The organism is Kribbella aluminosa, assembly GCF_017876295.1.
Lineage (GTDB): Bacteria > Actinomycetota > Actinomycetes > Propionibacteriales > Kribbellaceae > Kribbella > Kribbella aluminosa.
Map to the genome: position 1 here is coordinate 4,266,079 of NZ_JAGINT010000001.1, position 26,780 is coordinate 4,292,858.

The window sequence follows — 26,780 nt, forward strand, 5'->3', positions numbered from 1 at the left end:
GTCCCCCTCCGCCAGTGTAGGTTTCCCCCGAAACACCAGCTACCGCCGCGATCAGGGCGCGGGCGGGCTGTCCGCTCGGACAGTTACGGCTGGGCGGCCCAGTCGCTCCAGCTGGCTTTGGCGCCGGAGTCGCCGATGCGGATGACGTCGTAGACGGCGCCACCTGCGACCAGGAGAGCGACCACGGTGAGTGTCGCGGTGACACCGCCCGACGCGGGTGCCAGGAACACGCGCTTCACCGGCGTGCGACCGGCGCCCTCCCGCTGGCGCCACCACACGAGCAGGGCGAGAACCGCGACGGCGACTGCTGCGTAGATAGCGGTGTCGCCGAGCGCCGTGTGTTTGCCGATCAGGGGGCTTGGCGTCAGCCGGTGTTCGAGCCACTCGCCGGCGTTGGTGGTGATCGGAACCAGGACGACGACCAGCAGCGACAGAACCAGGTTGGGACCGGCGAGCCGCCGTCGGGCGGCGGGCCAGAGGGCGGTCAGCGCGAGCAGCAGAGCCGCCAGCGGGAGCAGTACGACGATGGCGTGGACGAGCAGCACGTGGGCGGGGAGACCGTTGACAGTCTTCATGCGATTTCCTTCGGATGGGGACTGGGTTGCTCACGCTGGCAGCCGGATCTTGGGGAATTCTTGGAGCCTCAGCGTGCACACAGCGACCGTGCACACTGGAGACCTGGAGGGGAGCGACCGATGGCCACAGCGACCAGGGCGCGACCGGCCTGGTACCACCGGGTCTGGTCCGCGGTCTTGCTCGTCGTCCTGGTCGCGATCGTCGAGTACGTCGTACTCCCGAAGCTCTCCGTCGCCCGCGAATCCCTCGACCGGGTCGCCCACCTGAACCCGCTCTGGCTGATCACCGCGATCACCCTCGAAGCCGGCGCCCTGGTCTGCTACTCGCTCTTCAGCCGCGCACTGCTGTCCGGCAGCCCGGTCCGCTTCTCCTGGATCCTGCGCTCCGACCTCACCGGCTACGGCGTGAGTCACGTCGTCCCCGGCGGAGCGGCCACGGCCACGGCGGTCCGGTTCCGCCTGCTGGTCAACGGCGGCGCAAAGCCTGCCGACGTCACCGCGACAGTCACCGCCGAGGGCATCGGCTCGCCGCTGGCGCTCGTCCTGATCGCCTGGTTGTCGACAATCCCCGCAGTCGTGCTCCGCGACGCGACCCCGGCCTACCTGACGCTGTTCCTGGTCGGCCTCGTCGCGCTCGCCTGCGGCCTGCTGGCCGTCCGCGAGCGGTCCAGACTCGAGCGGTTCGCCGCCGGCCTCCTGCGCGCGACCGTCCACCGCCTCCCGGAGCGCGTCGGCCCCTGGATCTCGACCGTCGCGCTCCGGCTCCGCGACCTGCTCGCCGACCGCGAGGTCCGCAAGGCGTTCCTCCTCTGGGCCACCTTGAACTGGCTCCTGGACGCCGCCGTCCTGTGGACGTTCCTCGCCGCCTACGGCGCCCCGATCAGCCCGGTCCCGGTCCTGCTCGCGTACTGCGCCGCCAACCTGGCCGCCGTCGTACCCCTCACCCCCGGCGGCATCGCCGTCGTCGAGGGGATCGCGATCTCCAGCCTGCTCGGGTTCGACGTCCCGGGTCAGGTGGCCGTCCTCGCCGTCCTTTCCTGGCGGCTGCTCCAGTTCTGGGCGCCGGTCCCGCTGGCGGGTCTGTGCTACCTGAGTCTCCGGGTCAAGGCTCGATGAGCCCGGCGCGGATCGCGTAGCGGGTCAGCTCGGTACGGTCGCGCATCCCGAGCTTCTGCAGGATGTTGGCACGATGACGTTCGACGGTCTTCTGGCTGATTGTCAACAATCGGGCGATCTCCTTCGACGGATGACCCTCGGCGATCAGCTTCACGACCTCGTCCTCGCGCGCGGTCAGCACCTGCCCCGGCACCCGCTCACCCCGCCGGACCCGGTCCACGTAGTCGCGGACCAGCGTGCTCATCACGCCCGGGTACAGGAACGACTCGCCCCGCCCCGCCGCCCGGCAGGCGTCGACCAGATCGCGGTCGGCGACCGACTTCAGCACGTAGCCGCTCGCCCCGGCCTTCAGCGCCGCGAAGAAGTACTGCTCGTTGTCGTACATCGACAGCATCAGCATCCGCGGTGGATCACGCCGGCGGGACAACTCGCGGGCCGCCTGCAGCCCGGTCATCCGCGGCATCGCGACATCCAGTACGGCGAGATCGATCGGCGTGTCCCGGAACGCCTGCAGCGCCTCCGCCCCGTCCCCCGCCTCGGCCACCACCTGCAGATCCGGCTCGCTGTCCAGGATCAGCCGTACGCCGCGCCGTACCAGCGCATGGTCGTCCGCCAGCAGGATCCTGATCATCGCCGCTCCAACGGCACGGCCAGCCGTACCGACGTACCCGACTCCCCAGGGCCGACCGTCAGCTCCGCCCCGATCAGCATCGCCCGCTCCCGCATCCCGCGAATCCCGGTCCCTTCCTCGGCTGCACGCATCCCCGTCCCGTCGTCGTCCACTTCCAGGATCACCGCCTCGCCCTGCCGCTGCAGCGAAAGGCGCACGCCGGCGGCCTCCGAATGCCGCGCTGCGTTCGTCAGCGCCTCCTGCGCGACCCGATAGATCACCAACTCCCGCTCGGCCCCCAGCTCCGGCAGACCGGGCGACGTGACCCGCCGTACCCGCATCCCGTGCGCGGAGAACTCGGTCGCGAGCGCGGCCAGGGCGCTCTGCAGCCCGAGGTCCTCCAGCACACCGGGCCGCAGCCGCCGCGCCACGCTACGCACCTCGTCGAGGGTCGCCCGCGCGGTCTCCTGCACCTCGAGCAGGTCCTGCTGAACGGCCGGTGGCACGCCCGACGACAACTGCTTCAGACCGAGCAGTACGGCGGTCAGCCCCTGCCCGATCTCGTCGTGCAGCTCCCGCGCGATCCGGTGCCGCTCCGCCTCCTGCGCCTCGAGCGCCATCGCGTTGCTCCGGCCGCGCTCCAGCTCCAGCCGTTCGAGCATCGCGTTGAACCCGTGGACGAGGTGCTCGACCGCGCTGTTCCGCGATTCCGGCAACCGCCGTCCGGGGCGTTGCAGATCGACCGAGTCCATCAGCCGCGCCAGCCGGTCCAGCGGCGCCAGACTGGTCCGCAGGAGCATCGAGTTCAGTACGACGATGCCGATCAGACCGAGCACCAGGACGACCGCCTCCGACACCAGCACGGTCGCCGACACCGTGACCGGAGCCAGCGCCAGCGCGGCGGTGCCGACCACGAACACCAGCCCGTTGATCAGGCAGACCCGCCAGTACAAAGGCATTCCGTTCACGTCTCCACCTTCCACTACGCGCGTCCGTCAAGTCCATGCAGGCAGCCGAAAGTGGGTGCCAGCACTCATACCGCGCCCCTGTCCCGCCCAGCAGACTGGAACTGCGGCGAGGCGCGGCCGGCGTGCCGACGGGGATCGACGGCGGTCGCCTCGCCGCATCCACACGGCCCCGGGAGGCATCATGCTGTTCACGCCGACGGCGATTCTCGTCGCACTCGTCATCCTCGCGGTGCTGGCCGCGCTCGAACCACGGGTGGTCCCCCGCGACCGCCTTCTCGTCGTACTGCGGTCCGGCCGCGTCGACCGGGTCGTCACCGCCGGAGTCGCACTCCGGGTGCCGTTGCTCGAAAGCTACGTCTGGTTGCCGAGGGCATCCACCCGGCATCCGCTCGTGGTGACCGCGCGCAGCCGTGAAGGCGTCGAGGTCCGGATCGCGGCCGAGGCCGGCATCGAGATGGCCGACCCCGCCGCGGCCGTCGAGCACACGCTGCACCCGCTCGATCTCGCACTCGACGAGATCGAGCGCGCGCTGACCCGGACGATCGCCCGCTGCGATGTGGCCGCCCTCGCCGAGCTCCCGTCGTACCTCGAGCTCGCGGTCGACGTACCGGGGGTGCGGATCTCCGCGGTGGACGTCGGCACCGTGGAGATCGCGCTCACGCCGTACGCGCTCCGCTCGGCCGGCGGTCAGACGAAGTAGCGCAGCCACACGTACACCCAGGCGAGTCCGATGCTCAGCGCGGTCACCACCACGCCGTACCGCGTGAACTGCCAGAACGTGATGTGGTGCCCGCTGCGCGACGCGATGCCGAGGGCAACGACATTCGCGCTCGCGGCCACCGCCGTACCGTTGCCGCCGAAGTCGGCGCCGAGCGCGAACGCCCACCACAGCGACTTGCCGGCCTGCGGCTCCTGCTCGACGACGCCCTCCACGACCGGCGTCATCGTCGCGACGTACGGGATGTTGTCGAAGAACGCGCCGAGCACACCGGAGCCGAACAGCAGAGCGGTTGCCGCCAGCAAGTACCGGTCGCCGATCGCGGCCACGGCCCAGTCGCCGATCGCCTCGATCACACCGGTGTGGGTGAGCCCGGACACCATCACGAACAGACCGACGAAGAACACCAGCGTCGCCCATTCGACCTCCCGCAGTACGTCGCCGACGTCGACCTTCGAGACCAGCACCATCACGCCGGCGCCGATCAGCGCGACCAGCGACGGTTCCAGGTGCAGCACCGAGTGCAGCGAGAACCCTGCCACCATCAGTCCGAGGACGATCAGGCACTTGGCCAGCAGCCACGGGTCCCGGATCGCACGCCGCTCCTGCAGCGCGAGGACGGCCGCGACCTGCTCCGGGTTGAACCGGAAGTCCTTGCGGAACAGGAATCGCGACAGCACCACGAACAGCACGAACACGACCACCACGATCGGTGTCATGTGCACCAGGAAGTCGTTGAACGTCAGGCCGGCGCGGCTCCCGATGATGATGTTCGGCGGGTCGCCGACCAGCGTCGCGGCACCGCCGATGTTGGACGCCAGCACCTCCGCGATCAGGTACGGCTGCGGCCGGATCCGGAGCCGTTCGCAGACCACGATCGTGACCGGCGCGACCAGCATGATCGTGGTGACGTTGTCCAGGAACGGCGAGGCGACCGCGGTGATCAGCATCAGCAGCACCATCAACCGGTACGGCCGGCCGCGGGACCGTTTCGCGGCCCAGATACCGAGGTAGTCGAACACCCCGGTCTGCTTCACGATCCCGATCACGATCATCATCCCGAGCAGCAGGAAGATCACGTTCCAGTCGATCCCGGCGTGCTCGGAGAAGAACACCTCGGTGCCCGGCGCGAGCCCGAGGACCAGCATCGCGGCGGCGCCGATCAGCACCACCTTGACCTTGTCGGCCTTCTCGGTCGCGATGTAGAAGAACGCCAAGCCGAAGATCACCAACGCGACGAAAGGCCTCACGCTCACCCCGGCGGCTGGTCCTCGAGCCCGGCGACCGCCAGGCTCGTCAGCAGGCGGTCCAGCGTGATCACGCCGGTCAGCTCGCGGTCCGCGCCGACCACCGCGATCAGCGGGCTGCGGCCGCGGGCCATCAGCGCGGCGATCTCCAGCAGGGTCGCGTCCTCGGTCAGCGTCAACGGCCGCGCGACCGGACGCGGCAGGCAGTCGCCTACCGTCAGGCCGCCGAGTTCGCGCCAGAACCCGTCGGCCGACGACTCGTCGACGGTCCGGGACAGCATCGGATCGTCCTGGTACGCCGCCGGGATGCTCAACCGCAGTACCTGCGAACCCGGCAGCACCGCCACCGGACGGCCGGCGTCGTCGACCACGACGAGGCCGGGCAAGCGCCCGACAGCCATCAGCTGTACAGCCTTGACCACCGGGTCGGCCACCGTGACCGTCGGCAGTCGTACCGCTATGTCCACGGCCCGCATCGGCGCCCCTTGCCCAATCGCAACACTCACCAGACCTCCCCTGACGACGTACTCAGGAGTGAAGTCTTGTTGCGCAGGGCGTGCCGAACCATGGGGTCCACACCCCAACTTCAGGGGTCAGACGACGCGTGGCGGTGCAGTCGTCCTGTCGTTGCGGGCGACGCGGAGCCGGACGCGATGCCGGAGCCGGGGAAGGCCGAGTACTGCGTGCAGGTCCGCGGCGGCCTGGGTGACCGCGACGCGTACCTTCTCGAGGTCCGCACTCGGCTCGATCGTGCATTGCAGGTCGGCGACGAGTTCACCCCGGTCCGCGACCACACGCCCCGAGGCGTCGCGGATCTCCGGGTGAGCGGAGAGGTCCGCCGCGGCGGCTGCAACTGCAGCATGCGCGTCGGCAAACAGCCGCCCTGCGCCGACCCGGGAGGTCAGGTGGAAGCGGCCGTTGACTCGGCGGGGCAGGTGTGCGGCCAGCCACCACAGGCCGAGTAGTGCGACGACTACGCCGGCGGCGCCTGTTGCCCAGGGCCACCAAGTTGCTTGGGTACGGTCGGGCGGGGTGTGCAGGGTGAGCTGATGCGGCGTACCGGAGTGCCACCAGACGACGGCGAGCACGCCGGCTGCGATCAACGCGAGGGCGACCACGACACCAACAGTTCGATCGAGAGCGATGACTCCGCGGCGCATGTCAGTCCTCCCTGAGATCGACGCGTACCCCGGGCTGGGGTGTGACAGTGCTCAGTCGATCACCAATCGCCGTACCGACCTCGTCGTGCACCCGTGACGGATCCCCGAACGTCGTCACGGTCGCGTGCAGCCGGCGCCGCTTGGCGACCACCGACGCGGCCGTCACGGCATCCACGTGAGACGCGCTGTCCGCCGCGAGCCGGGCCGCAGCCGCCGGGCGGATCCACACGATCTCCCCCGCCGCCGAGTGCGTACGCCGACGCGGCTTCACGGCCAGCGCCAGCAGAACCACCCCGACCACCATGGCCGCAATCCCCGCCGGCCGCAGCCACCCGGCCGGCTCGAGAACCACAGTCCGCCCGAACCAGTCCTCCGGGATCACCTGCCCGCGAAGCAGTCCGGTCGACCGCAGCATCTCCGCGATCCCGACCGCCCCGAGCGCGACGAGGAGCAGCGCACCCACGATCCCGAACCCCCAGGCAGTAGGCCCGGCAACCGGCGCCTTGGCCGCAACCGCCTCCGCACGATCGGCCACCTCCGCTTCGGCCGACGTACGCGGCTCAACAGCAGTGATGTCGACGTCCACGCGGTCCACACCCAGCCCGGTGAACCGTTCCACGTCGTCGGCGACAGCCTGCCGTACTTCGGCCGCCACGTCCTCCAACGGACGCCCCCAGGCCGCGGCGACCTGGACCTCGATCCGGGTACGGCGACCCGCCACGACGGCCCGCGCCTTCGGCAGCCCGCGACCCAGCACGCTGTCGCGGCGTACCGCACCGTGCTTGCGGGCGGTGATCTCCGCGATCCGCTCCACCGCCCGCTGGGAGATGGCGAGCCGCCCTCGATCACCCCCGTGGTGGACCGAGGACGGCTCAGCTACGGTGTCAGCCACGACCACGGCGCGAGATCAGGTCGTCGATGCCCTTCGTCCCGTCGGACAGGAATCGGCCCACGACGAGCCCGACCGCGCCCAGGACGAGCGCGAGCAGGAAGCCGGGGAACCCGCCGGCCGCGGCGGCGATGGCGATCAGCAGACCGGCGAACAGACCGATGGTCGACGTGCTCACGTACTCTCCTCAGGGATCAGGGCTGGTGGACGGGCTACTGGACCCGGCGTTCGGCCTGGGTTTCCGCGGTGTCGTCGTCGTCCTCGTCGTCACCTTCGAGGTGCACGTCGCTGACCGCGATGTTCACCTCGGTGACCTCGAGCCCGGTCATCCGCTCGACCGCGGAGATCACGTTCCGGCGGATCGCGTCCGCGAGGTCGGCGATGCTCACGCCGTACTCCGCGACCAGCTCGATGTCGACCGCGGCCTGCTTCTCGCCGACCTCCACCGAAACGCCCTGGGACAGGTTCGTCCGGGAGCCGGGGATCCGCTCGCGGAGCATCCCGACCGCGCGGGCCGCGCCGCCGCCGAGCGCGTGCACGCCCTCGATCTCCCGGGTCGCGATCCCGGCGATCTTCGACACCACGATGTCCGCGATGGTGGTCTTCCCGGAGGCGTCCGCTCCGGTGCCCTCGGCAACGATGTCCTTGGTCGCCGGGTCGGCGCCACGTCGTGCGGTGGTCTTGCCGGCAGTCACGGTCTCGGTCATCGGACGATGCCTTTCTGGTCAGCGGTTGTGCCCGTACGGCGGTTGGACAACGGCACCCGCCGAATCGTCACGCGCCGGATCGGGAATTTCCGGTGCCCGGCGCCGGACACACGCCCAAGGGTGACATGTCTCACGCCGTCGATCCGGGAGGTTACCGTGACAGGTGTGCCATCGGTGTCGTCCTCACAACATGAACCACCTGGAGCCGCGATGACGGGCGGTCCTGCGCTGATCGAGCTGGACGAGGCGACCCTGGTCGCGCGCGCCCGCGATCGCGACCCGGGATCGTTCGAGCTGCTGGTCCGGCGGTACCAGCGGCGGATCTACACGCTCTGCCTGCGGATGCTGGACGGCGCCAGCGGCGAGGCCGAGGACCTCACCCAGGAAACCTTCGTCACGGCGTGGCGGCGGCTGCCGGAGATCCAGAACGACGCGGCGTTCGGCGGCTGGCTCTACCGCACCGCGACGAACAAGTGCCTGACCGTCCTGCAGCGCCGCCGGCCGACCGTGGACCTCGACGACCAGCACCCGGCGACGGACGACGACCCGGCCCGTACGGCGGGCACGACCGCCGCGATGGATGCGCTCTCACAGGCGCTCCGGCAGTTGCCGCCGCAGCAACGGGCCTGCTGGTTGCTGCGCGAGGTGCACGGCCGCTCATATCAGGAGATCGCCGATCTGGTCGGTACGACGCCGACCGCCGTCCGCGGACGGATAGCCAGAGCCCGCGCCGAGCTCGCGGAGGTGATGAAGCCATGGAGGTGACCGATCTCCACCCACTGGCCTGCGGCCGAACGGTCGAGGACGTCTGGGACGAGCTCGACAGCGGGACGCCGAGCGCGCACCTGGCCGAGTGCCCGCACTGCCGGACGGCACGCGCGAGCCTGGAGCAGCTGGCCGCGGCGACCGCGGACCTGATCGACGACCCGGTCGACGTCCCGACCGGACTGCTGGACCGGATCATGACCGCGGTCCGCGCGGATGTGAACCTGGGCCGGACGCTTCCGCTCGGGTCGGCGGACGTGGAGCTGTCCGTGCCGGCGCTGGCCGCCGTACTGCGGTACGCCGTCGACGCCGTGCCAGGGATCCGCGCCCGGCAGTGCCGGATCGAGCTGGTCGACAATCGGCCGGACACGGTCCGGGTGTCGATGACGGTCGCGCTGAAGTTCGGCGCCGGGCAGGTCACCGCTCTCGAACAGGCCCGGGAGCGGGCCGCCACCGCGCTGTACGCCCAGATCGGGTACACCGTCGAGAGCCTCGACTTCGAGATCGTCGACGTCTGGACGGACCCGCGGTGACGACCGACGATGCCGCTGAGGTGGAGCGGGTTCAGCTGGCCGAGACGGCCGCTGTTGCTGCTCGCGCGGTGGCTGGTGTGGTGCGGCTGCAGCCCGGACTGGTCGGGTTGCTGAAGCAGCTCGCGGCGCAGGCCTGGGAGCGGGCGACCGGCCGCCCGGTTCCCGACATCGCGGGCATCGACGTCGACCTGCACGCCGACGGCAGCGTCCAGGTCGGCGCCCGGATCGTGACCGCCGCCACCCACCGCGCCGCCGAGGTGGGCGCCGCCGTCCACGCGGCCATCAGCACCGCGGTCGAGTCCGTCACCGGTACGGCACCGCAGGTCCGCGTCCGCATCGTCGAGATCGACCTCGAGCCCCAGCGCTGAGCTGCCGCGGACAGCTGGTCGCCATTAGGGTCGTATGTATGGACAAGTGGAGGTCCGGCCGACTGGCCGACGAGGCTGCGGTTACGCCGGCGTACGACGACGGCGCGTTCGAGGTGGTGACGCTGCCGCACACCGTCGTACCGCCGTTCTCACCACGCGGGGCCTCGTTACGCTCACCGCGACCCACCCGACGCTCGGCGCCGCGGCGGTCACCGTGACGGCGGTCTGAGCCACGCGCCGAGTGCGGTACTCAGCGCCACCGGGGCGTCGTACTGGATCAGATGGCCGGCGTCCGGAATCTCGGCGTACGACGCACCCGGGATCAGCCCGGCCAGCCGGCGTCCGGTCTCGGTCGGGATCCACTCGTCCTCGCGTCCCCACACGACCTGGACCGGGATCGTCAGCTCGCCGAGCAGCCGCTCGTTCGTGACCAGGAACTCCTCGTCGTACTGCGCGATCTGCCGGTAGAACGCCGGCTGCCCGACCTCCGTGCACCACGGACCGACCAGCTCGGCCAGTTCCTCGTCCCGCAACCCGCGATGACTCGCTGCACTCACGTACGCCCGCACGATCGCCTCATGGATGTACGCCGGCAGCTCGTCCAGCGTCTCCGGATGCCGCTTGACGAACCGAAAGAACGCCGACCCGCTCGGCGGAACAGCGACCACGTCGACGAGCATCAGCGATGCGTACGCCGCCTTCTCGACGAGCGCCGCCCGCAACGAGACCGCGCCGCCGAAGTCGTGCGCGACGACCCGCGGCCGGTCCAGCTCCCAGTGCTCCAGCAGCGCCGCGAACGCGCGAGCCTGCGCGTCGAAGTCCACCGGATGCGCCGGGTCCTTCGACGACTCGCCGTACCCGGGCATGTCCCACAGGTACACGGTGAAGTCGGCGCTCAGCGCATCGGCGTACCGCGACCAGACCCGGGACGAGAACGGTGTCCCGTGGCAGAACACCACAGGCGGTCCGTCGCCGGCTCGTCCCCATGCGATCGATCGCCCGTCCCATGCGAACCGTTCGTCGACGTCCATGCCATCCACCTAACCAGGTACGCGGCTCAGGCAAGATGCGCGATCCGCTCCTGGACGCGGAACTCGAGCCCGTCCGCGACCGCCAGGTACACGTCCTGGTCGACCAGGTTCCCGTCGAGGCGGAGCAGACCGCGCGGGCTGTCGTAGAAGTGCCCGGTCGGCAGTCCCGCCGACACCGCGACGGAGCCGCTGATCTCGCCGAGGCGGGCGAGGAAGCGGATCGCCTCGTAACAGGACTCGCCGACCGCGTTCAACGCCGGCGCAAACGCACCGAAGCGGGCGTAGTACTGCCTGGCGAACTCGCTGCTCTCCACCGTCGGCAGCCCGTCGAAGTACGCCGCGGCCGCATACACCCCGTGGTTCGCGCCCGCTCCGCCGCCGAGCAGCGTGTTCTCCTCGATCGCGGGACTCAGCCTGAGCATCCGCTCGCTCAATCCGCCGGCCGCGAACTGGCGGTTGAAATGCACCGCGTCCTGGCCCATCAGCAGCATGATGACGCCGTCGGCGGCGGTCGTCCGCAGCCGGTCGATCACCGCCCGGAAGTCCGACGTACCGAGCGGCACGTACGCCGAGTGCACGATCTCGGAACCCGTTCCCTGCAAGGCCTCCCGCGCCACCGAGCCGGTCACCCGCGGATAGACGTAGTCGTTGCCGACGACAACCCAGCGCCGCGCACCGACCTGCTCGCGCAACCAGTGAGTTGCCGGGAGCAACTGGTTCACCGGCCGCTCGCCGAGCATGAAGACTCCGGGTGTGTCGTCGGCGCCCTCGTGCATGGCAGCGAACGCGTACACCACCCGCCCGCCGATCCGCCGCGTCAGCGCGATCCGCACGGCGGAGATGTGCCAGCCGGCAACCGCCTCGACGCGCCCCGAGTCGACCAGCCGCCCGACCTCTTCCGCGACGACCTCGGGCGCGCGACCCGCATCCACCTGAACGAGCTCGACGGGCCGGCCGGCGATCCCGTTCGCGGCGTTCAGCTGCTCGACGGCGAGCTGGCCGCAGGCCAGGCAGGACGGGCCGTAGATCCCGGTCGGACCCTGCCGCGGCACGACGAAGGCGACCGGCAGCACATCGGTACGCCGCACGTCCACCTCCTCCGGGTCGTCGTTCAGTCTGACCGAACCGGAGGCGGATGTTCGAGTGAACCAGCTATATTCCCAGCACCTGAACCTGAGAGGGGGCCGGCGTGCTGCTCTTGCTGAAGCGGATCGAGCGACAGCTCGAGGTCGGGCTGCGGCCGCTGCTCGACGAGTTCGGGCTGACGATCGAGCAGTGGCGGATCATGGCCGCGCTGCTCGAGGAGCCCGGCCAGCCGATGTCGGTACTCGCGGAATCCGCCGTACTGCCCGCCGCCAGCCTGACGCGCCACGTGGACAAGCTGGTCGAGCGCGGCCTGGTCCTACGCCGCATCCACCCGAACGACAAGCGGCGGATCGTCGCGGCGCTCTCCCCCGTCGGCGGCACGGTCGCCGACCGCCTCGCGACCACCCAGCGGGGCCTGGAGGCGGGCCTCACGAAGTACTTCCAGATGGAAATACGCGAACGTAGCAGCCCGGCAACACAGCGGTAACACGGCGTTCCTAGGTTCCTTCCATTCGGGTGCATCCCCCGCCGGCAGCGTCGCCGGCCCGCCGGAGCACCGCTCGCCCGAAGGTGCCGCAGGAGTTCCGCCATGACTGTTGAACCCTCGCTCGACGACCGCACCACCGCCACACCGGCAACCTCCACCGCGACCCGCGAGACGCTGGAGGACTACACGCTCCGGTTCGCGCCGCGCAGCTACCGGAAATGGTCGACCGGCGTCGTCGCCGTCTCTGCGCTCGGCGGGATCGCGTACCTCGCCGACTTCGCGATCGGCGCGAACATCGGGATCTCGTACGGGACCACGAACGCGCTCTGGGGGATCGCGATCTTCGCCGTGGTGATCTTCCTGACCGGCCTGCCGCTGGCGTACTACGCCGCGCGGTACAACATCGACCTCGACCTGATCACCCGCGGCAGCGGCTTCGGGTACTACGGATCCGTAGTGACCAACGTGATCTTCGCATCGTTCACGTTCATCTTCTTCGCGCTCGAAGGCTCGATCATGGCGCAGGGCCTGCACCTCGGGCTGCACGTCCCACTGTGGCTCGGGTACGCCGTGTCGACGCTGGTGATCTTCCCGCTGGTGATCTACGGGATGCGAGTATTGTCAACATTGCAAGTGTGGACAACGCCGCTGTGGCTGATCCTGATGGTGCTGCCGTTCGGCTACCTGCTCGTCTCGCACCCGTCGTCGGTGTCCACGTTCTTCTCCTACGGCCCGCACGCCGACTTCGGCTCGATGCTGCTCGCGGCCGGGGTGTGCCTGTCGCTGATCGCTCAGATCGCCGAGCAGATCGACTACCTGCGGTTCATGCCGCCGAGGACCCCGTCGAACTCACGACGCTGGTGGACCGCTGTGCTGCTCGCCGGACCGGGCTGGGTGATCTTCGGCGCGCTGAAGCAGGTGATCGGGCTGTTCCTCGCGGTGTACATCATCGCCCAGGTCGACGGCGGTTCGGCGATCGCGAACCAGCCGGTGCACCAGTTCCTGGAGATCTACCGCGGGTTCCTGCCCGGGTGGCTGGCGATGACGCTGGCCGTCGTACTCGTGGTGATCAGCCAGGTGAAGATCAACGTCACCAACGCGTACTCCGGTTCCCTGGCCTGGACGAACTCGTACACCCGGCTGACCCGGCACTACCCCGGCCGGCTGGTGTTCCTCGGGTTCAACCTGGTGATCGCGCTGGTACTGATGGAGGCGAACATGTTCGACTTCCTGAACACGATCCTCGGGTTCTACGCGAACTGCGGGATGGCGTGGATCGTCGTGGTCGCCTCGGACATCGTGTTCAACAAGTACCTGCTTCGGTTGTCGCCTCGTGAGCCCGAGTTCCGGCGCGGGATGCTGTACGCCGTGAACCCGGTCGGCTTCGTGTCGATGGCGCTGGCCGCGGGCGTGTCGATCGTGGTGTTCTTCGGCGGGCTCGGGTCCGGGATCAAGCCGTACTCACCACTCGTCGCGATCGGTCTGGCCGTCGTACTGCCGCCGGTGCTGGCCATCGTCACGCGCGGCAAGTACTACCTGCGCCGGGTCGACGACGGACTCGACCTCCCGATGTACGACGAGCACGGAAACCCGTCCGGCGAGGTACTGACGTGCCACGTCTGCCGGCAGGAGTACGAACGCCCCGACATGACCGCCTGCGCCACCCACGACGCAGCCGTCTGCTCCCTCTGCCTCAGCACAGACAAGATCGCCGACCACGTCCTACCCGCCCACTAGCCCTCCCACCGGCGCGGGGTTCCGGCGCCGGGCTCCGGCGCCGGGCTCCGGTGCCGGGCTCCGGTGCCGGCTTCCGGTGCCGGCTTGGGGAGGATTTCCTGCCCGAATCGGCACAAAATCCTCCCCAGGTCGAGTACATACGGCCCGCGACCCGGCGTCCGGGTGGGAAGCTGGCAATCTGGACAGGACGTATACGCCCACCGCCCGCGACCGTACGCCAGACACCCGGCTGAATCACCGGACCCTGGACGCAGATGTCCTGTCCAGATTGCACAACATCCCCGAACTCCGAAGGGAGCCAGCGGTCGGTGCGCCTCCCCCTGAGTGAGGGGCGCCTCCGCGACGACACCGATGAACTTCACTCCCGCCGACGTCGAGAAGCTGCTGCTGTCCGTGGCCGGTATGGTCGCTCGCGACCGGCTGGCCCGGGGAGTACTGCTCAACCACCCCGAGGCCGTGGCCCTGCTCAGCACCTGGGTCATCGAACGGGCGCGCGAAGGCGCGCGGGTGGCCGATCTGATGGAGTCGGGCCGCGCGGTCCTCACCCGCGACCAGGTGATGCCGGGCGTCGCCGAGCTCCTCCACGACGTGCAGGTCGAGGCAACCTTCCCGGACGGGCGGAAGCTCGTGACTATCCACAACCCGATTATTTGAAGGCAGATGCGATGGCCGACGACGTTACACTTAGCAAGGAAGAGCAGGGGGCGGACGCGTCAGCCGCCCCGCCGGGGGCAGTTCGGGTGCGGCCCGGCACCATCCAGCTCAACGCCGACCGTTCGGACGACGAGCGTCTGCGGCTGGTGGTTGTGAACGCCGGCGACCGGCCGATCCAGATCGGGTCGCACCTGCACCTGCCGGATGCGAACTCGGCGCTGGAGTTCGATCGGGAGGCTGCCCAGGGCTTTCGGCTGGATATCCCGTCGGGCACGTCTCAGCGGTTCGAGCCGGGAGCCTCGCGGGAGGTCGCGCTCGTCGCGCTGCGCGGGAACCGGCGGGTGCCGGGGCTCCAGATGAAGCCGGAGACCCAGGCGCAGCTGGACCAGTCGCCCGGCACGGGTGAGGTGAGTCGTGGTTGAGATCTCGCGGGCCGCGTACGCCGCGCTCTACGGGCCCACCGTCGGGGATCAGGTGCGGCTCGGGGACACCGATCTGTGGGTCGAGGTGGAGCGGGACCTCACCGTGGGTGGTGAGGAGGTGGTGTTCGGGGGCGGGAAGTCGATCCGGGAGTCGATGGCGCAAGGTACGGCGACCAGGGCGGACGGGGCGCCGGACACCGTGATCACCAACGTGCTCGTTGTCGACTGGTGGGGCGTCGTGCGCGCCGACGTCGGGATCCGGGACGGGCGGATCGTCGCGCTCGGGCGGGCCGGGAACCCGGACATCGCGGACGGCGTACACCCGGACCTGCGGATCGGTCCGTCCACCGACGTGATCGCCGGTGAGGGCCGGATCCTGACCGCGGGCGCGATCGACTCGCACGTTCACCTGCTCTCCCCCTCGCAGCTGCACGAGGCCCTCGCCACCGGGATCACCACGATCGTCGGCGGCGGCACCGGGCCGAGCGAAGGTTCGAAGGCGACCACGGTCACCCCGGGCGCCTGGCACCTCGAGAAGATGCATCGCGCGCTGGACGCCGTACCGCTGAACGTCCTGCTGCTCGGCAAGGGCAACACCGTCAGCGCCGAGGCGCTCGCCGAGCAGGCGCTCGCGGGTGCCGCCGGGTACAAGGTGCACGAGGACTGGGGTTCGACGCCTGCCGCGATCGACTCCGCGCTGCGCGCCGCGGACGAGTGGGGTCTCCAGGTCGCCCTGCACGCGGACAGCCTGAACGAGGCCGGGTACGTCGAGTCGACGCTGAACGCGATCGCGGGCCGCGGCATCCACGCGTTCCACGTCGAGGGCGCGGGCGGCGGGCACGCGCCGGACATCCTGTCGATCGCGTCGTACCCGCATGTCATCCCGGGCTCGACCAACCCGACGCTGCCGCACACCGTCAACACGGTCGCCGAGCACCTCGACATGCTGATGGTCTGTCACCACCTCAGCCCGGACGTCCCGGAGGATCTCGCGTTCGCCGAGTCCCGGATCCGCGCGACCACGATCGCCGCCGAGGACGTGCTGCACGACCTCGGCGCGCTCTCGGTCACGTCGTCGGACGCGCAGGCGATGGGCCGGATCGGCGAGGTGATCACCCGTACCTGGCAGGTCGCGCACGTGATGAAGCACCGGCGCGGACCGCTCGGCGCGGTCGCGGACAACGAGCGGGTACGGCGGTACGTCGCGAAGTACACGATCAACCCGGCGATCGCGCACGGCATCGACCACGTCGTCGGGTCCGTCGAGGAGGGCAAGCTCGCGGACCTGACGCTCTGGGACCCGCGGTACTTCGGTGTCCGCCCGAACCTGGTGATCAAGGGCGGCGCGATCGTCTGGGCGGCGCTCGGCGATCCGAACGCGTCGATCCCGACGCCGCAGCCGGTGCTGATGCGGCCCGCGTTCGGGGACGCGATCGGGGCGGATCTCTCGTACACGTTCGTGTCGCCGGCCGCGCTGGACGACGGGCTCGCGGACCGGCTCGGGTTGCGGCGGCAGCTGCTCGGCGTACGGCCGACCCGCGAGGTCACGAAGGCGGACCTGAAGAACAACGACGCGTTGCCGGCGATCGACATCGACCCGGAGACGTTCGCGATCAAGGTCGACGGCGAGCTGATCGAACCCGCGCCCGCCGACGTGCTGCCGCTCGCCCAGCTGTACGCGATGTTCTGATGAGGCTCTGATGGGTACGCCGGAGTTGGTCGCGCTGATGCTCGCGGACGGACGGTTGCCGACCGGCGGTCATACGCAGTCCGCCGGCCTCGAACCCGCCGTCCGAGCAGGCCTAGGTGCCAACGGCAACCACCTGGAGGACGTCGCCGAGTACGCCCGCGACCGCCTCCACACCGTCACCCGAGTCGAGGCCGCCGTCGCCGTCGTCACCCGCCACCTCATCCTCTCCCCGTCGACCAACGACCCACCCTCACCGAGTCGTGCGAATTGGCTCCACCGCGATTCGCCGAGTCGTGGATCGTGGTCGGGAAAACCTGCAAATCACGACCTGGATCCACGACTCGTCGAACGGGCGGGCCGGTTGTCCGCGACGGACTGGCGGGCGGACGGCGGGGGTCAACTGGGTGGGGCGGGACCCGGCGAGCGAGACACCAGGCCCGGACCGGACAAGCCGCCCGCCGGGATGGGACCCGACAGGCCGACCGCTGGGGTGGGACCCGACAGGCCGACCGCTGGGGTGGGAGCCGACGAGACCCCCGCTCGGGTTGGACCCGGCGAGCCAGACACCGGGCCGGGACCGGACAAGCCGGCCGCTGAGCGGGGACCCGACAAGCTGCCCGCTGGGGTGGGACCTGGCCAATCGGTGATTGGGGTGGGACCTGGCGAGCCGGTCGGTGGGGTGGGACCTGGCCGATCGGTGGTTGGGGTGGGACCTGGCGAGCCGACCGGTGGGGTGGGATCGGGCCAGTCGGTGGTTGGGGCTGGGTTGGGCGGGTGGGGGGTTGGGTTGGGGTGGGTCGAGGGGGTTTGGGCTGCTCGGACGCCTAGTCAGGTACTGCGGGGGGTGTCGCGGCGGCAGGGGCGGTTGTTGTTGCGGCTGGCGGGGCGGGTTTGGCCGGAGGTGTTGGAGTATCTGCCGGATGACGGGGAGGTGCCGCGGCCGATTGTGCTCGGGGTGGTTGCCGCGGTCAACGGATTGTCGGCGGAGCAGCTTGCCCGGACCGTCGCGTACGAGGACGCGCAGACTGTCGTGTCCGCCTCGCTCAAGCTGCTCCCGGTGGACCCCGCGGACGCGGCGGCCTGGCTCGCCGGACTTCACGACGACATCGAGCGGCTCGTCAAGGACGTCGCGCCGCTCACGGATCCGGACACGATTCCCGCCGACGGCGCGCCGTTGATCGACGTGTTCGCCCACCAGCATTCGACCGAAAGAATGAGGCTGTTCAATGCCTGACACCCGCTCCTTCCGCCTCGGCGTCGCCGGCCCGGTCGGCACCGGTAAGAGCTCGCTGATCGCGACCGTCTGCCGTGAACTGTCCGCCGAGCTCCGGCTCGGCGTGATCACCAACGACATCTACACCGACGAGGACGCCCGCCTGCTCAAGGCCGCCGGCGTCCTCGACCCCGAACGGATCCGCGCCGTCGAGACCGGCGCCTGCCCGCACACCGCGATCCGCGACGACGTCACCCCGAACCTGATCGCGGTCGAGGACCTCGAGCGTGACTTCGCCCCGCTCGACGTGGTCCTGGTCGAGTCCGGCGGCGACAATCTCACCGCGACCTTCTCCCCCGCGCTCGTCGACGCGCAGATCTTCGTGCTCGACGTGGCCGGCGGCGGCGACGTGGCCCGCAAGGGCGGACCCGGGATCGCGCGTGCAGACCTTCTGATTGTCAACAAAACCGACCTCGCGCCGTACGTCGAGGTCGACGTCGAGCAGATGGTGCGCGACGCCGAAGCTGCCCGCGGCGGCAAACCGGTGATCGCCCTGTCGCGGAAGGACCCCGCCTCGGTCGCCCGCCTGACCGAATGGGTCCGTTCGATGCGGTCCGCCGTACGCACCGGCGATCACACGCCCGTCGATCCCGGCCCGATGGCGCCGCACTCACACGCCGGTGAGAACGGCGAGGTCATTGTCCACACGCATTGAGGTCGTCGCCGACCCCGTCCGCGACCGGTGCCTACTGACCACCGGCCACTTGTCACCACGCCTGCTCCCGGGCCGCCCCGGCGTCGTACGCGTCGCTCTGGTCGCGGCCGGAGCGCTGCTGCTCGCGGGTGACGAGGTTCGGATCGAGGTCGACGTCGCGGGCGCCGTCCGACTGGAGATCGTCGAGACCGCCGGAACCGTTGCCTACGGCATGCGTGGCGGCTCGGCCCGCTGGGACGTCGACATCAGGCTGACCGACGGCGCGAGCCTCCAGTGGTACGCCGAACCGTTCGTCGTCGCCGCCGACGCCGACGTCACCCGTACGACGACCACCCGCCTCACCGCCGGGTGCACCGCGCAGCTGCGGGAGTCCATCGTGCTGGGGCGCCACAACGAGACCGGCGGCCGCCTGCACACCAGCACCCGCGCGTGGCTCGACGACCAGCCGCTGCTCGCCGAGGACCTCGAGTTCCGCCACAGCTGGGCGATCCTGGGCACCGCCCGCTGCCTCGACACCGTCACCACGCTCGGCTTCCGGCTGCCCGACGACCCGGAGACCCTCCAACTCGAAGGCCCCGGCTCGATCGCCCGCCAGCTGGTCCACGAACAACACCAAAGCAGCCTCCAAACGCGACCCTAAAACCGCCGAGTCGTGTGGATTGGCTCCAGGCCCGTTCGTCGAGTCGTGGATTGTGGCGGGAAAACGCGACCGAAATCCACGACTCGGCGGCTGGGGGCGCTACAGGAAGGTCGACAGCAGCAGGGTCATGCCGAGACCCATCACCGAGATGACGGTCTCCATCACGGACCAGGTCTTGATGGTTTCGCCGACGGTCATCCCGAAGTACTCCTTGACCAGCCAGAACCCGGCGTCGTTCACGTGCGAGAAGAACAGCGAGCCGGCACCGATCGCGAGCACCACCAGCGCGATGTGGGTGGTGCTCAGGCCGCCCGCCAGCGGCGCGACGATGCCCGCGGCCGTGACCGTCGCGACCGTCGCGGAGCCGGTGGCCAGGCGAATCAGTACGGCGACGATCCAGCCGAGCAGCAACGCCGACAGGTTCGCGGCGATGGCGATCTTGGCGATCGCCGTACCGGTGCCGCCGTCCACCAGGACCTGCTTGAAGCCGCCGCCCGCGCCGACGATCAGCATCACAGCGGAGATCGGCAGCAGGCTCTCGCCGATCTTCTTGCTCAGCGCGGGGATGCCGAAGCCGACCGCGGTGCCGAACGTGTACATCGCCAGCAGTACGGCGATCAGCAGCGCGACCACCGGATCGCCGATGAACTGCAGCACCGGGTAGATCGCGTTGTTCTTGCTCATCCAGATGTCGGACGCGGCCTTGATCAGCATCAGCGCGACCGGCAGCAGGACGGTGCTCAACGTCGCAGCGAAGCTCGGCGTCCGGGTCCGCGTCGTACCGTCAGCGGGCTGCGGCGAGGCGTGCTGCGCATCGTGCGGCGCCACCTCGGCCACGTCCTGGGGCGTGGCGGTCTGCGGCGCGGCGTGGGCCGCCACCTGAGTCCCGCCCTGGGGAGCGGTGTGCGGCGCCGGCTCGGAGTCGTGGTGGCCGGAGCCGACCTCGAGCGCGGCACCGGCCGCGCCGATCGGGACCCACTTCGCCGCCAGCCGGCCGAACAGCGGTCCGGCCACGATCACGGTCGGGATCGCCACCAGAAGACCGAGCGCGAGTGTGATGCCGACGTTCCCCTTCAGTACGCCGATCGCGGCCAGCGGACCGGGGTGCGGCGGCACGAAGCCGTGCAGCACCGACAGGCCGGCGAGCGCCGGGATACCGAGCAGCATCGCGCGGGCGCCGGTACGGCGTACCGCCAGCACCACCACCGGGATCAGCAGCACCAGGCCGATCTCGAAGAACATCGGGATGCCGATGATGAACGCGATCAGCGCCATCTTCCACGGCAGGCCGCCGGGTTTGCCGCGCAGCAGCGTGTCGACGACCTGGTCCGCGCCGCCGGAGTCGGCGAGCAGCTTCCCGACCATCGCACCCAGCGCGATCAGGACGCCGACGTACCCGAGGACGCTGCCGACGCCGTTCTCGTACGACTTCGTGACGTCGCCGGCCCCGATCCCGGACGCGACGCCGACGAACAGCGCGCCGATCGTCAGCGAGAGGAACGCGTGCACCTTGAGGGCGACGATCAGTACGACGATGATCGCGATGCCGAGCACCGCCATGATCAGCACCCGGGTGTCGTGCCCGTTCCACGGCGCGTGCACGTCCGCCTCTGCCACCAGCGGAAGACCGACTTCGTAAGCGAGACTCATGGTTCTTCACCGCTCTCCGGTCGCGACTCCTGTTTTCGCAGTCTCCCACCAACATCCGGATTTCGCCGTGCGGCGCGGCGCGGACGGCGTACCGCTGCTGCTTGTGCACGGATTCCCTTGCACGAGCCGGATCTGGCTCGGCCCGCACCCGGAGGTTCAGATCTGTCTGAGGTGCACCGCCGCGCTCCAGCAGCAGGCCCGCAAGCGCGCGGACCAACTCACGGGCGTACCTACCGGCGGACGCGCGAGCTGGTGATGTCGCGCGGCTGGCACCGGCTGCCCGTCGTCAGCGCGGTCCTTCGGCGCCTCAACCGGCATCTTCCGTGACGGCTGCCCGGACCTGATCGACCGACGGGACCGGTGTCGGGCGGCCCGCCTCGTCGCGGTACAGGCGGCAGGAAAGGCTCGGCTGGCCGTCCGGGCCGAAGGGGTCTGTGCCGTCCACCAGCAACGTGGGTGAGCCCGACATGCCGTAGTGCTCGGCGTCCGCGGTGGTCTCGATCAGGCGGGTCGTGACCGGGTGGTCCGCGGCCTGCGCCAGCCGGTCCAGCAGCACGGACAGATGCGGGCAGTCCGCGACGTGCAGTACTTCCAGTCTCATGGCACCAGCGTGAAGGTTCGAGGTCTTGCGGTCGAATTATCGATCACTTACTGTCTGACCCAGCGGCCGAATGTTATCGATAACTTTCTTCCGGACCTGCACGTTGCGAGACCTCCCCGCCCATGTGAGGACCCACCGTCATGCCTAGAAATCGCTTCTTCCGACCCTTGCTCGCCGGCCTGGTGGCGGCGACCGTGACCGTCGCCGGGCTGCCGTCCGTCGGCGCCGCGCCCAGCAGACCGACGTACACGAATCCACTGATGAGCGACGTCGCCCAGGCGTTCTCCGACGCCGGCCTGATCCGCGCCAAGGACGGTGCGTGGTACGCCTACGCCACCAACACCAGCCTGACCCGCGAGAACGCCCAGAACGGCGGACCGGCGCACCTGATCCCGGTGGTTCGTTCCACCGATCTGGTGCACTGGACGTTCCTCGGCGACGCGTTCAGCGAGGCCAACCACCCGCAATGGGCCGGCTGGCCGCAGAAGGGGTACTGGGCGCCGGACGTCCGGTACGTCGACGGCGAGTACTACATGTACTACTCGGCCCCCGGCTCCACGTCGCTCGACGCCGCGATCGGTCTCGCCACCGCTCCGACGCCGGCCGGACCGTGGACCGACGTCGGTCATCCCGTCGTGAACTTCGTGAAGGACAGCGAGGTGATGGAGATCGACCCCATGATGTTCATCGACTCCGACGGTACGAAGTACCTGTACTACGGCTCGTTCCGCAAGGGCGGCATCCACGTCGTACGGCTGACCGCCGACGGCCGCAACACGGCCGGCGAGTCCACGCAGGTCGTCTCCGGCGAACGCGGTGAAGGCACCTGGGTCCAGAAGCGTGGGCCTTGGTACTACCTCTTCTACTCCGGCTACGGCTGCTGCATGGGCAGCGATGGAGGGGGCGGCTACCCCTTGCTCGCCGGGCGGTCCACCTCCCCCACCGGCCCGTTCGTGGACGAGAACGGCCGCTCGCTGACCTCCAACCAGCCGGGAGGTTCGATCGTGAACTCGTTCAACGGCAACTCGCTCGATGCCACCGGCCACAACGCGATCACCGTCGACCGCTCCGGCCAGGAGTGGAACCTGGTGAACTCCGACATCCGCGCCGACCACAGCTGGGGCGGCCGCCCGCAGTCGATGGACCGCCTGGACTGGGTCGGCGGATGGCCGACGGTCCGCGCCGGGCAATGGACGTCCGACACGCCGCAACCCGCGGCCGACGCGGCGTGGACGGTCGGCAGCTCGTTCGACTCGTCCGATCTGGCCGGCTGGCGCGCGGTCGCGGGCGAGTGGACCGGCAACGACGGGTACGCCGCGTCGACGTCGCCGTCCGCGCTGCTCGTCAGCCAGAAGAGCGGAACGGCCGACTACCGCGTCGAGGCCGATCTGCGGACGTCGTCCGGTCCGGCCGGTCTCGTGTTCGGGTACCGCTCGGCCCGCAACTACGCGGTCGCCTGGCTCGACCCCCAGCGCGGCGTCCTCCGCGTCGATCAGCGCGTCGGCGGCAAGGTCGTCAGTACGACGGAACGCCCGCTCTACCAGGGATTCCGGTACGACACCTGGCACTCGGTCACCGTCGAGGTCCGCAACGGCCGCGCCGCGGTGCAGGTCGCACCCTCGATCGGCGACAACCCGCTCGGCGAGATCGACGTACAGCTCGCTCCCGGACTCACGGGACCCGCGCAGCTTGGGCTGACCGGGACGGCGCAGGGCGACAACCTCGCGATGAACAAGCTGTACCAGCCGGTGACGCACAAGATCGCCGATCCGCAGGTCGGGAAGCTGCTGCCCGGGTACAGCGACGAGTTCACCGGGCAGGACACCGGCTGGCAGTGGACCGGCCCGAACCAGGGCCAGGTCGCGAACGGCCAGCTGAACTGGGACACCCAGGCAACGAACCTCAGCACCGACGCCACCGTGGCGCTGCGGGATGCTCCGGACGGCGACTTCACCGTCGAGACCAAGCTGACCCTTCCGTTCGCCAGTACGACGGGAAACGGCCGCGCTGGGCTGATCGCGTGGACCTCGCGGACCAACTCGTTGCAGCTGGCACCTACCCGGACCAACGCCGTACAGCAGGCGTTCCTGTGGCCGGGCGCCGATCCGAGCCCGTGGCCGGAGGCGATCCAGCTCGGCCCGAGCGCCGACACGATGTGGCTGCGGTTGCGGCACACCACGCGGGACGGTCAGCACCTGTTCCAGGCGGCGACGAGTCTGGACGGGAAGCACTGGCAGTGGGGTAGCTACTGGTACCTGCCTGCCGGGCCGCTGAAGTTCGGGCTGATCTCGATGGGTGGCGCCGGGTCCACCGCGCACTTCGACTACGTGCGTACGTACGGGGCGAGCTCGTGACGATCACGCGCCGCACTTTGCTTGCCGGTGGCGCGGCCGGGGCGCTCGCCGCGGGGTTGTTGCCGAACCTGCCGGCATTCGGGGCGCCGGCCGACGAGGACGGGTACGACCTCTGGCTCCGGTACCGGCTCGTCGCGAACCCGGATGACCTGGCCCGGTACCGGACCGCCTTCACCCACATCGTTGTCTCCGGCAACCACGCCGTACTGCGGTCCGCGGGTGCCGAGCTGTCCCGCGGGCTGTCGGCGCTGCTCGGCCGGTCGGTGCCGGTCACGAACCAGCTCGGCAAGGGCGCGGTCGTCGTCGGCGTCGGAGATCTGGCCGCGGAGAGCTTCACGATCAAGCGCCGGGCAGATCGGGTGGAGATCACCGGCGGCGACGAACGGGGCGCGCTGTACGGCGCGTTCCGGTTCCTCCAGCATCTGCAACGTCACCGTCCGCTGTCGGGCCTCGACATCGCCGACCGGCCCGCCTCGCCGCTGCGGATGCTCAATCACTGGGACAACCTGAACGGCAGCATCGAGCGCGGCTACGCCGGCAAGTCGATCTTCGCCTGGGACGAGCTCCCGGGGCTCCGGGAGCGCTACGTCGACTACGCGCGGACCATCGCGTCGGTCGGTGTCAACAATACGGTTGTCAACAATGTGAACGCCAGCGCGGACTTCCTGCGCAGCGAGCGGCTGACCGGGCTCGCGGCGCTGGCCGGCGTACTGCGGCAGTGGGGCCTGCGGCTGTGGTTGTCGGCGAACTACGCCGCGCCGATCACGCTCACGGCCGACCGGCCGTCGCCGGTCACCGTGGCCGACCCGTTCGATCCGGGCGTGCAGAAGTGGTGGCAGGACAAGATCGACGAGATCTACCGGCTGATCCCGGACTTCGGCGGGTTCCTGGTCAAGGCCAACTCCGAAGGGCAGCCGGGCCCGCTCGACTACGGGCGCACGCATGCCGACGGCGCGAACATGCTCGCCGACCGGTTGGCGCCGTACGGCGGGAGGCTGGTCTGGAGGTCGTTCGTCCACGGAGGCTTCTCCGACTGGGCGCAGTACGAGTACAACGTGTTCCATCCGCTCGACGGGCAGTTCCACGAGAACGCCGTCGTCCAGACGAAGAACGGCCCGATCGATTTCCAGGTCCGGGAGCCGGTGAATCCGCTGTTCGGCGGGCTGCCGCGGACGAACCAGCTGGTCGAGCTGGAGATCACGCAGGAGTACACGGGGCATTCGACGCAGCTGTGCTATCTGGTGCCGGAGTGGAAGACAATTCTCGGATTCCCGACGTACCAAGGTCCCGGCACCGGGCCGACGGTGGCGGACATCGTCACCGGAACCGCGTACCAGCAGCACAACGTCGGGATGGCGGGCGTCGTCAACCTCGGCGACGACCGGAACTGGACCGGGTATCAGCTCGGCGCGGCGAACACGCACGGGTTCGCACGGCTGGCCTGGAACCCGCGGCTGTCCGCGGACGAGATCGTGACCGAGTGGATCGAGCTCACGTTCGGGCTCGACCAGCAGGTCGGATCGGTGCTGAAGGCAATCATGTTGCAGTCGTGGGAGACGTACGAGAGTTACACGTCGCCGCTCGGCATGGGATACCTGACGTATCCGCTCGGCGCGCATTTCCGGCCGGATCCGAATTCGACGCACAACCTTTCGCATTACACGACCAGCGAAGGGACCGGGTTCGACCGGACGGCGGTGTTCCCGCAGTTGTACGCCGATCATTGGCGCGACGTCTACGCTTCGCCGGACAATTGCCCGGACGAGTTGTTGCTGTTCATGCACTGGGTTCCGTACACGCATCGGCTGAAGTCCGGGAAGACGGTCATCCAGCACATCTACGACAGCCATTTCGCCGGGTACGAGCGGGTGCTGGAGTTCCGGCGGGCGTGGGGACGGCTGGCGGGGCGGGTGGACCAGGCGCGGTACGCCGACATCGCGGCGACGTTCGACGCGCACGTCGTCGAGGCCGAGCGGTGGCGGGACACGATCGTCTCGTACTTCTACGGGTTCTCGCGGATCCTGTCGACGGGGGCGGAGTGGTTACAGGTTGAATACCCGAACCGCGGGCTGCTGATCGGTGGGAGGGCCAACGATCTGCCGCTGGACATCACGAACGCGTTCCGGACCTCGCAAACCGTCGCGACGTCGGTACGGCCGGTGGACTCGTCGTGGAAGGTCGGGACGACGTCGGTGGCGATCGGGTCGGGAGCGTCGGCGAGCATCACCGTGCCGGTCACTCCCCCGTTGGTCACGGAGCTGGTGGATCTGGCGATCGACACTGGGCAGACCGCGTTGGGTGCGGCGCATCAGACGTTCGTGGTCACGCCCGACGCCGCGCAGTGTCATCTGGCGTTGGACATCGGGACGGCGGACAGTCCGCTGGTGCCGGGGTATTCGCGGGTGTCTCCGAGTACGACGTGGGACGCGACGCGCGGGTACGGCTGGGTCGGTACGGCGCCGCAGCCTCGTGATCGCGGGAGCAGCTGGGACGCGCTCCGGCGGGACTTCGTCGGCGACTATCCCGCGCGGACGTTCCGGATCACGCTGCCGCCGGGCACGGTGCGGCTGTCCGCGCTGGTCGGCGACGGCGGCCCCGACTGCCCGCCGACGATCATCGCCGAGGCCGGCAAGATCCTTGCCACGTCGTCCGATCTCCCCGGCGGCGTCTTTACCTGGATCCACGCCGACCTCGACGGCGGCCCCACCGGCCGCACCGCCGACCTCGTCCTCGACAGCGAACCCGACCGCTTCTGGCACCTGGGCGCACTCGTCCTCACCTAAACCCGCCGGACCGGGCGCCGCACCTCACCCACCTGCTCGGCGCGGATGGCGCGGCGCGTCT

The 26,780-nt window shown here is 69.8% G+C and carries 29 protein-coding genes; 16 read left to right on the forward strand and 13 right to left on the reverse strand.

Features of this window, described 5'->3' with window-relative positions; all coding sequences use genetic code 11:
* Positions 1–83: 83 nt before the first annotated feature.
* The gene (locus JOF29_RS20500) at positions 84–575 is read right to left on the reverse strand and encodes a DUF2231 domain-containing protein (protein WP_209695768.1); all 492 of its coding nucleotides are present in this window, start codon (positions 573–575) and stop codon (positions 84–86) included.
* Positions 576–695: 120 nt separating this feature from the next.
* Between JOF29_RS20500 and JOF29_RS20505 the strand changes: the two genes are divergently transcribed.
* A complete protein-coding gene (locus tag JOF29_RS20505) occupies positions 696–1,691 on the forward strand; it encodes a lysylphosphatidylglycerol synthase transmembrane domain-containing protein (protein ID WP_209695769.1) in 996 nt (331 codons plus the stop codon).
* Here the strand turns inward: JOF29_RS20505 and JOF29_RS20510 are convergent.
* Positions 1,678–2,322, reverse strand: a complete 645-nt coding sequence (locus JOF29_RS20510) for a response regulator (RefSeq protein WP_209695770.1) — start codon at positions 2,320–2,322, stop codon at positions 1,678–1,680. The genes JOF29_RS20505 and JOF29_RS20510 overlap by 14 nt on opposite strands.
* The gene (locus JOF29_RS20515) at positions 2,319–3,260 is read right to left on the reverse strand and encodes a sensor histidine kinase (protein WP_209696240.1); all 942 of its coding nucleotides are present in this window, start codon (positions 3,258–3,260) and stop codon (positions 2,319–2,321) included. The genes JOF29_RS20510 and JOF29_RS20515 overlap by 4 nt, the downstream gene beginning before the upstream one ends.
* A 190-nt stretch (positions 3,261–3,450) precedes the next feature.
* Here JOF29_RS20515 and JOF29_RS20520 point away from each other — a divergent pair, with 190 nt between their 5' ends.
* On the forward strand, positions 3,451–3,969 hold the full coding sequence (locus JOF29_RS20520; RefSeq protein ID WP_209695771.1) for a hypothetical protein: 519 nt from the start codon (positions 3,451–3,453) through the stop codon (positions 3,967–3,969).
* Here the strand turns inward: JOF29_RS20520 and JOF29_RS20525 are convergent.
* The 6 genes from JOF29_RS20525 to JOF29_RS20550 form a co-directional block, all read right to left on the reverse strand.
* Positions 3,957–5,243: an ArsB/NhaD family transporter gene (locus JOF29_RS20525; RefSeq protein WP_307863500.1), complete on the reverse strand. Its 1,287-nt coding sequence runs from the start codon at positions 5,241–5,243 to the stop codon at positions 3,957–3,959. The genes JOF29_RS20520 and JOF29_RS20525 overlap by 13 nt on opposite strands.
* Positions 5,240–5,740 carry a CBS domain-containing protein gene (locus JOF29_RS20530; RefSeq protein WP_307863502.1) on the reverse strand — a complete coding sequence of 167 codons (501 nt, stop codon included), beginning with the start codon at positions 5,738–5,740 and terminating at the stop codon, positions 5,240–5,242. Before JOF29_RS20530 ends, JOF29_RS20525 begins: the two co-directional genes overlap by 4 nt.
* Positions 5,741–5,827: 87 nt before the next feature.
* Complete coding sequence (locus JOF29_RS20535; protein ID WP_209695772.1) at positions 5,828–6,394, reverse strand: Asp23/Gls24 family envelope stress response protein; 567 nt, start codon at positions 6,392–6,394, stop codon at positions 5,828–5,830.
* Position 6,395: 1 nt separating this feature from the next.
* Positions 6,396–7,286, reverse strand: a complete 891-nt coding sequence (locus JOF29_RS45415) for a DUF6286 domain-containing protein (protein WP_209695773.1) — start codon at positions 7,284–7,286, stop codon at positions 6,396–6,398.
* Complete coding sequence (locus tag JOF29_RS20545; RefSeq protein WP_209695774.1) at positions 7,279–7,461, reverse strand: hypothetical protein; 183 nt, start codon at positions 7,459–7,461, stop codon at positions 7,279–7,281. Before JOF29_RS20545 ends, JOF29_RS45415 begins: the two co-directional genes overlap by 8 nt.
* A gap of 34 nt (positions 7,462–7,495) precedes the next feature.
* On the reverse strand, positions 7,496–7,990 hold the full coding sequence (locus tag JOF29_RS20550) for an Asp23/Gls24 family envelope stress response protein (protein WP_209695775.1): 495 nt from the start codon (positions 7,988–7,990) through the stop codon (positions 7,496–7,498).
* A gap of 210 nt (positions 7,991–8,200) precedes the next feature.
* Here JOF29_RS20550 and JOF29_RS20555 point away from each other — a divergent pair, with 210 nt between their 5' ends.
* Genes JOF29_RS20555 through JOF29_RS20570 form a run of 4 tightly spaced genes read left to right on the forward strand, consistent with a single transcriptional unit; the run spans position 8,201 to position 9,874 of the window.
* Positions 8,201–8,755, forward strand: a complete 555-nt coding sequence (locus JOF29_RS20555) for an RNA polymerase sigma factor (RefSeq protein ID WP_209695776.1) — start codon at positions 8,201–8,203, stop codon at positions 8,753–8,755.
* On the forward strand, positions 8,746–9,288 hold the full coding sequence (locus tag JOF29_RS20560; RefSeq protein ID WP_209695777.1) for a cupin domain-containing protein: 543 nt from the start codon (positions 8,746–8,748) through the stop codon (positions 9,286–9,288). Before JOF29_RS20555 ends, JOF29_RS20560 begins: the two co-directional genes overlap by 10 nt.
* The gene (locus tag JOF29_RS20565) at positions 9,285–9,656 is read left to right on the forward strand and encodes a hypothetical protein (RefSeq protein ID WP_209695778.1); all 372 of its coding nucleotides are present in this window, start codon (positions 9,285–9,287) and stop codon (positions 9,654–9,656) included. Before JOF29_RS20560 ends, JOF29_RS20565 begins: the two co-directional genes overlap by 4 nt.
* Before the next feature lie 38 nt (positions 9,657–9,694).
* Positions 9,695–9,874, forward strand: coding sequence for a hypothetical protein (locus JOF29_RS20570; RefSeq protein ID WP_209695779.1), 180 nt, complete (start codon positions 9,695–9,697; stop codon positions 9,872–9,874).
* Here JOF29_RS20570 and JOF29_RS20575 read toward each other — a convergent pair.
* Positions 9,866–10,687 (reverse strand): alpha/beta fold hydrolase, encoded by an 822-nt coding sequence (locus JOF29_RS20575; RefSeq protein WP_209695780.1) that lies wholly within the window; start codon positions 10,685–10,687, stop codon positions 9,866–9,868. The two genes, JOF29_RS20570 and JOF29_RS20575, sit on opposite strands and share 9 nt — an antisense overlap.
* 26 nt (positions 10,688–10,713) lie before the next feature.
* Positions 10,714–11,775: a substrate-binding domain-containing protein gene (locus JOF29_RS20580; protein WP_307863504.1), complete on the reverse strand. Its 1,062-nt coding sequence runs from the start codon at positions 11,773–11,775 to the stop codon at positions 10,714–10,716.
* A gap of 101 nt (positions 11,776–11,876) precedes the next feature.
* Here JOF29_RS20580 and JOF29_RS20585 point away from each other — a divergent pair, with 101 nt between their 5' ends.
* The 8 genes from JOF29_RS20585 (at position 11,877) to JOF29_RS20620 (ending at position 19,331) form a co-directional block, all read left to right on the forward strand.
* Positions 11,877–12,260: a MarR family winged helix-turn-helix transcriptional regulator gene (locus tag JOF29_RS20585; RefSeq protein WP_209695781.1), complete on the forward strand. Its 384-nt coding sequence runs from the start codon at positions 11,877–11,879 to the stop codon at positions 12,258–12,260.
* A 102-nt stretch (positions 12,261–12,362) separates the two neighbouring features.
* The gene (locus JOF29_RS20590; RefSeq protein ID WP_209695782.1) at positions 12,363–13,997 is read left to right on the forward strand and encodes a purine-cytosine permease family protein; all 1,635 of its coding nucleotides are present in this window, start codon (positions 12,363–12,365) and stop codon (positions 13,995–13,997) included.
* Between the two features lie 351 nt (positions 13,998–14,348).
* Positions 14,349–14,651: an urease subunit gamma gene (locus JOF29_RS20595; RefSeq protein ID WP_209695783.1), complete on the forward strand. Its 303-nt coding sequence runs from the start codon at positions 14,349–14,351 to the stop codon at positions 14,649–14,651.
* Between the two features lie 11 nt (positions 14,652–14,662).
* Positions 14,663–15,073 carry an urease subunit beta gene (ureB, locus tag JOF29_RS20600; RefSeq protein ID WP_209695784.1) on the forward strand — a complete coding sequence of 137 codons (411 nt, stop codon included), beginning with the start codon at positions 14,663–14,665 and terminating at the stop codon, positions 15,071–15,073.
* The gene (locus tag JOF29_RS20605) at positions 15,066–16,763 is read left to right on the forward strand and encodes an urease subunit alpha (protein ID WP_209695785.1); all 1,698 of its coding nucleotides are present in this window, start codon (positions 15,066–15,068) and stop codon (positions 16,761–16,763) included. Before ureB ends, JOF29_RS20605 begins: the two co-directional genes overlap by 8 nt.
* A gap of 361 nt (positions 16,764–17,124) precedes the next feature.
* Entirely contained in the window at positions 17,125–17,997 is an 873-nt protein-coding gene (locus tag JOF29_RS20610) for an urease accessory protein UreF (RefSeq protein WP_504739546.1), read from the forward strand.
* Entirely contained in the window at positions 17,990–18,691 is a 702-nt protein-coding gene (gene ureG, locus JOF29_RS20615) for an urease accessory protein UreG (RefSeq protein WP_209695786.1), read from the forward strand. Before JOF29_RS20610 ends, ureG begins: the two co-directional genes overlap by 8 nt.
* Positions 18,675–19,331: an urease accessory protein UreD gene (locus tag JOF29_RS20620; protein WP_209695787.1), complete on the forward strand. Its 657-nt coding sequence runs from the start codon at positions 18,675–18,677 to the stop codon at positions 19,329–19,331. The genes ureG and JOF29_RS20620 overlap by 17 nt, the downstream gene beginning before the upstream one ends.
* Positions 19,332–19,430: 99 nt before the next feature.
* Here the strand turns inward: JOF29_RS20620 and JOF29_RS20625 are convergent, their stop codons facing one another.
* Together JOF29_RS20625 and JOF29_RS20630 are read right to left on the reverse strand one after the other, a co-directional pair.
* A complete protein-coding gene (locus JOF29_RS20625) occupies positions 19,431–20,981 on the reverse strand; it encodes a GntT/GntP/DsdX family permease (protein WP_209695788.1) in 1,551 nt (516 codons plus the stop codon).
* Between the two features lie 307 nt (positions 20,982–21,288).
* On the reverse strand, positions 21,289–21,582 hold the full coding sequence (locus tag JOF29_RS20630; RefSeq protein WP_209695789.1) for a hypothetical protein: 294 nt from the start codon (positions 21,580–21,582) through the stop codon (positions 21,289–21,291).
* Between the two features lie 140 nt (positions 21,583–21,722).
* On the opposite strand from JOF29_RS20630, the gene JOF29_RS20635 reads away from it, so the two are divergent.
* Positions 21,723–23,936 (forward strand): family 43 glycosylhydrolase, encoded by a 2,214-nt coding sequence (locus JOF29_RS20635; RefSeq protein WP_209695790.1) that lies wholly within the window; start codon positions 21,723–21,725, stop codon positions 23,934–23,936.
* Positions 23,933–26,719 (forward strand): alpha-glucuronidase family glycosyl hydrolase, encoded by a 2,787-nt coding sequence (locus JOF29_RS20640; RefSeq protein ID WP_209695791.1) that lies wholly within the window; start codon positions 23,933–23,935, stop codon positions 26,717–26,719. Before JOF29_RS20635 ends, JOF29_RS20640 begins: the two co-directional genes overlap by 4 nt.
* The last annotated feature ends 61 nt before the right edge of the window (positions 26,720–26,780 follow it).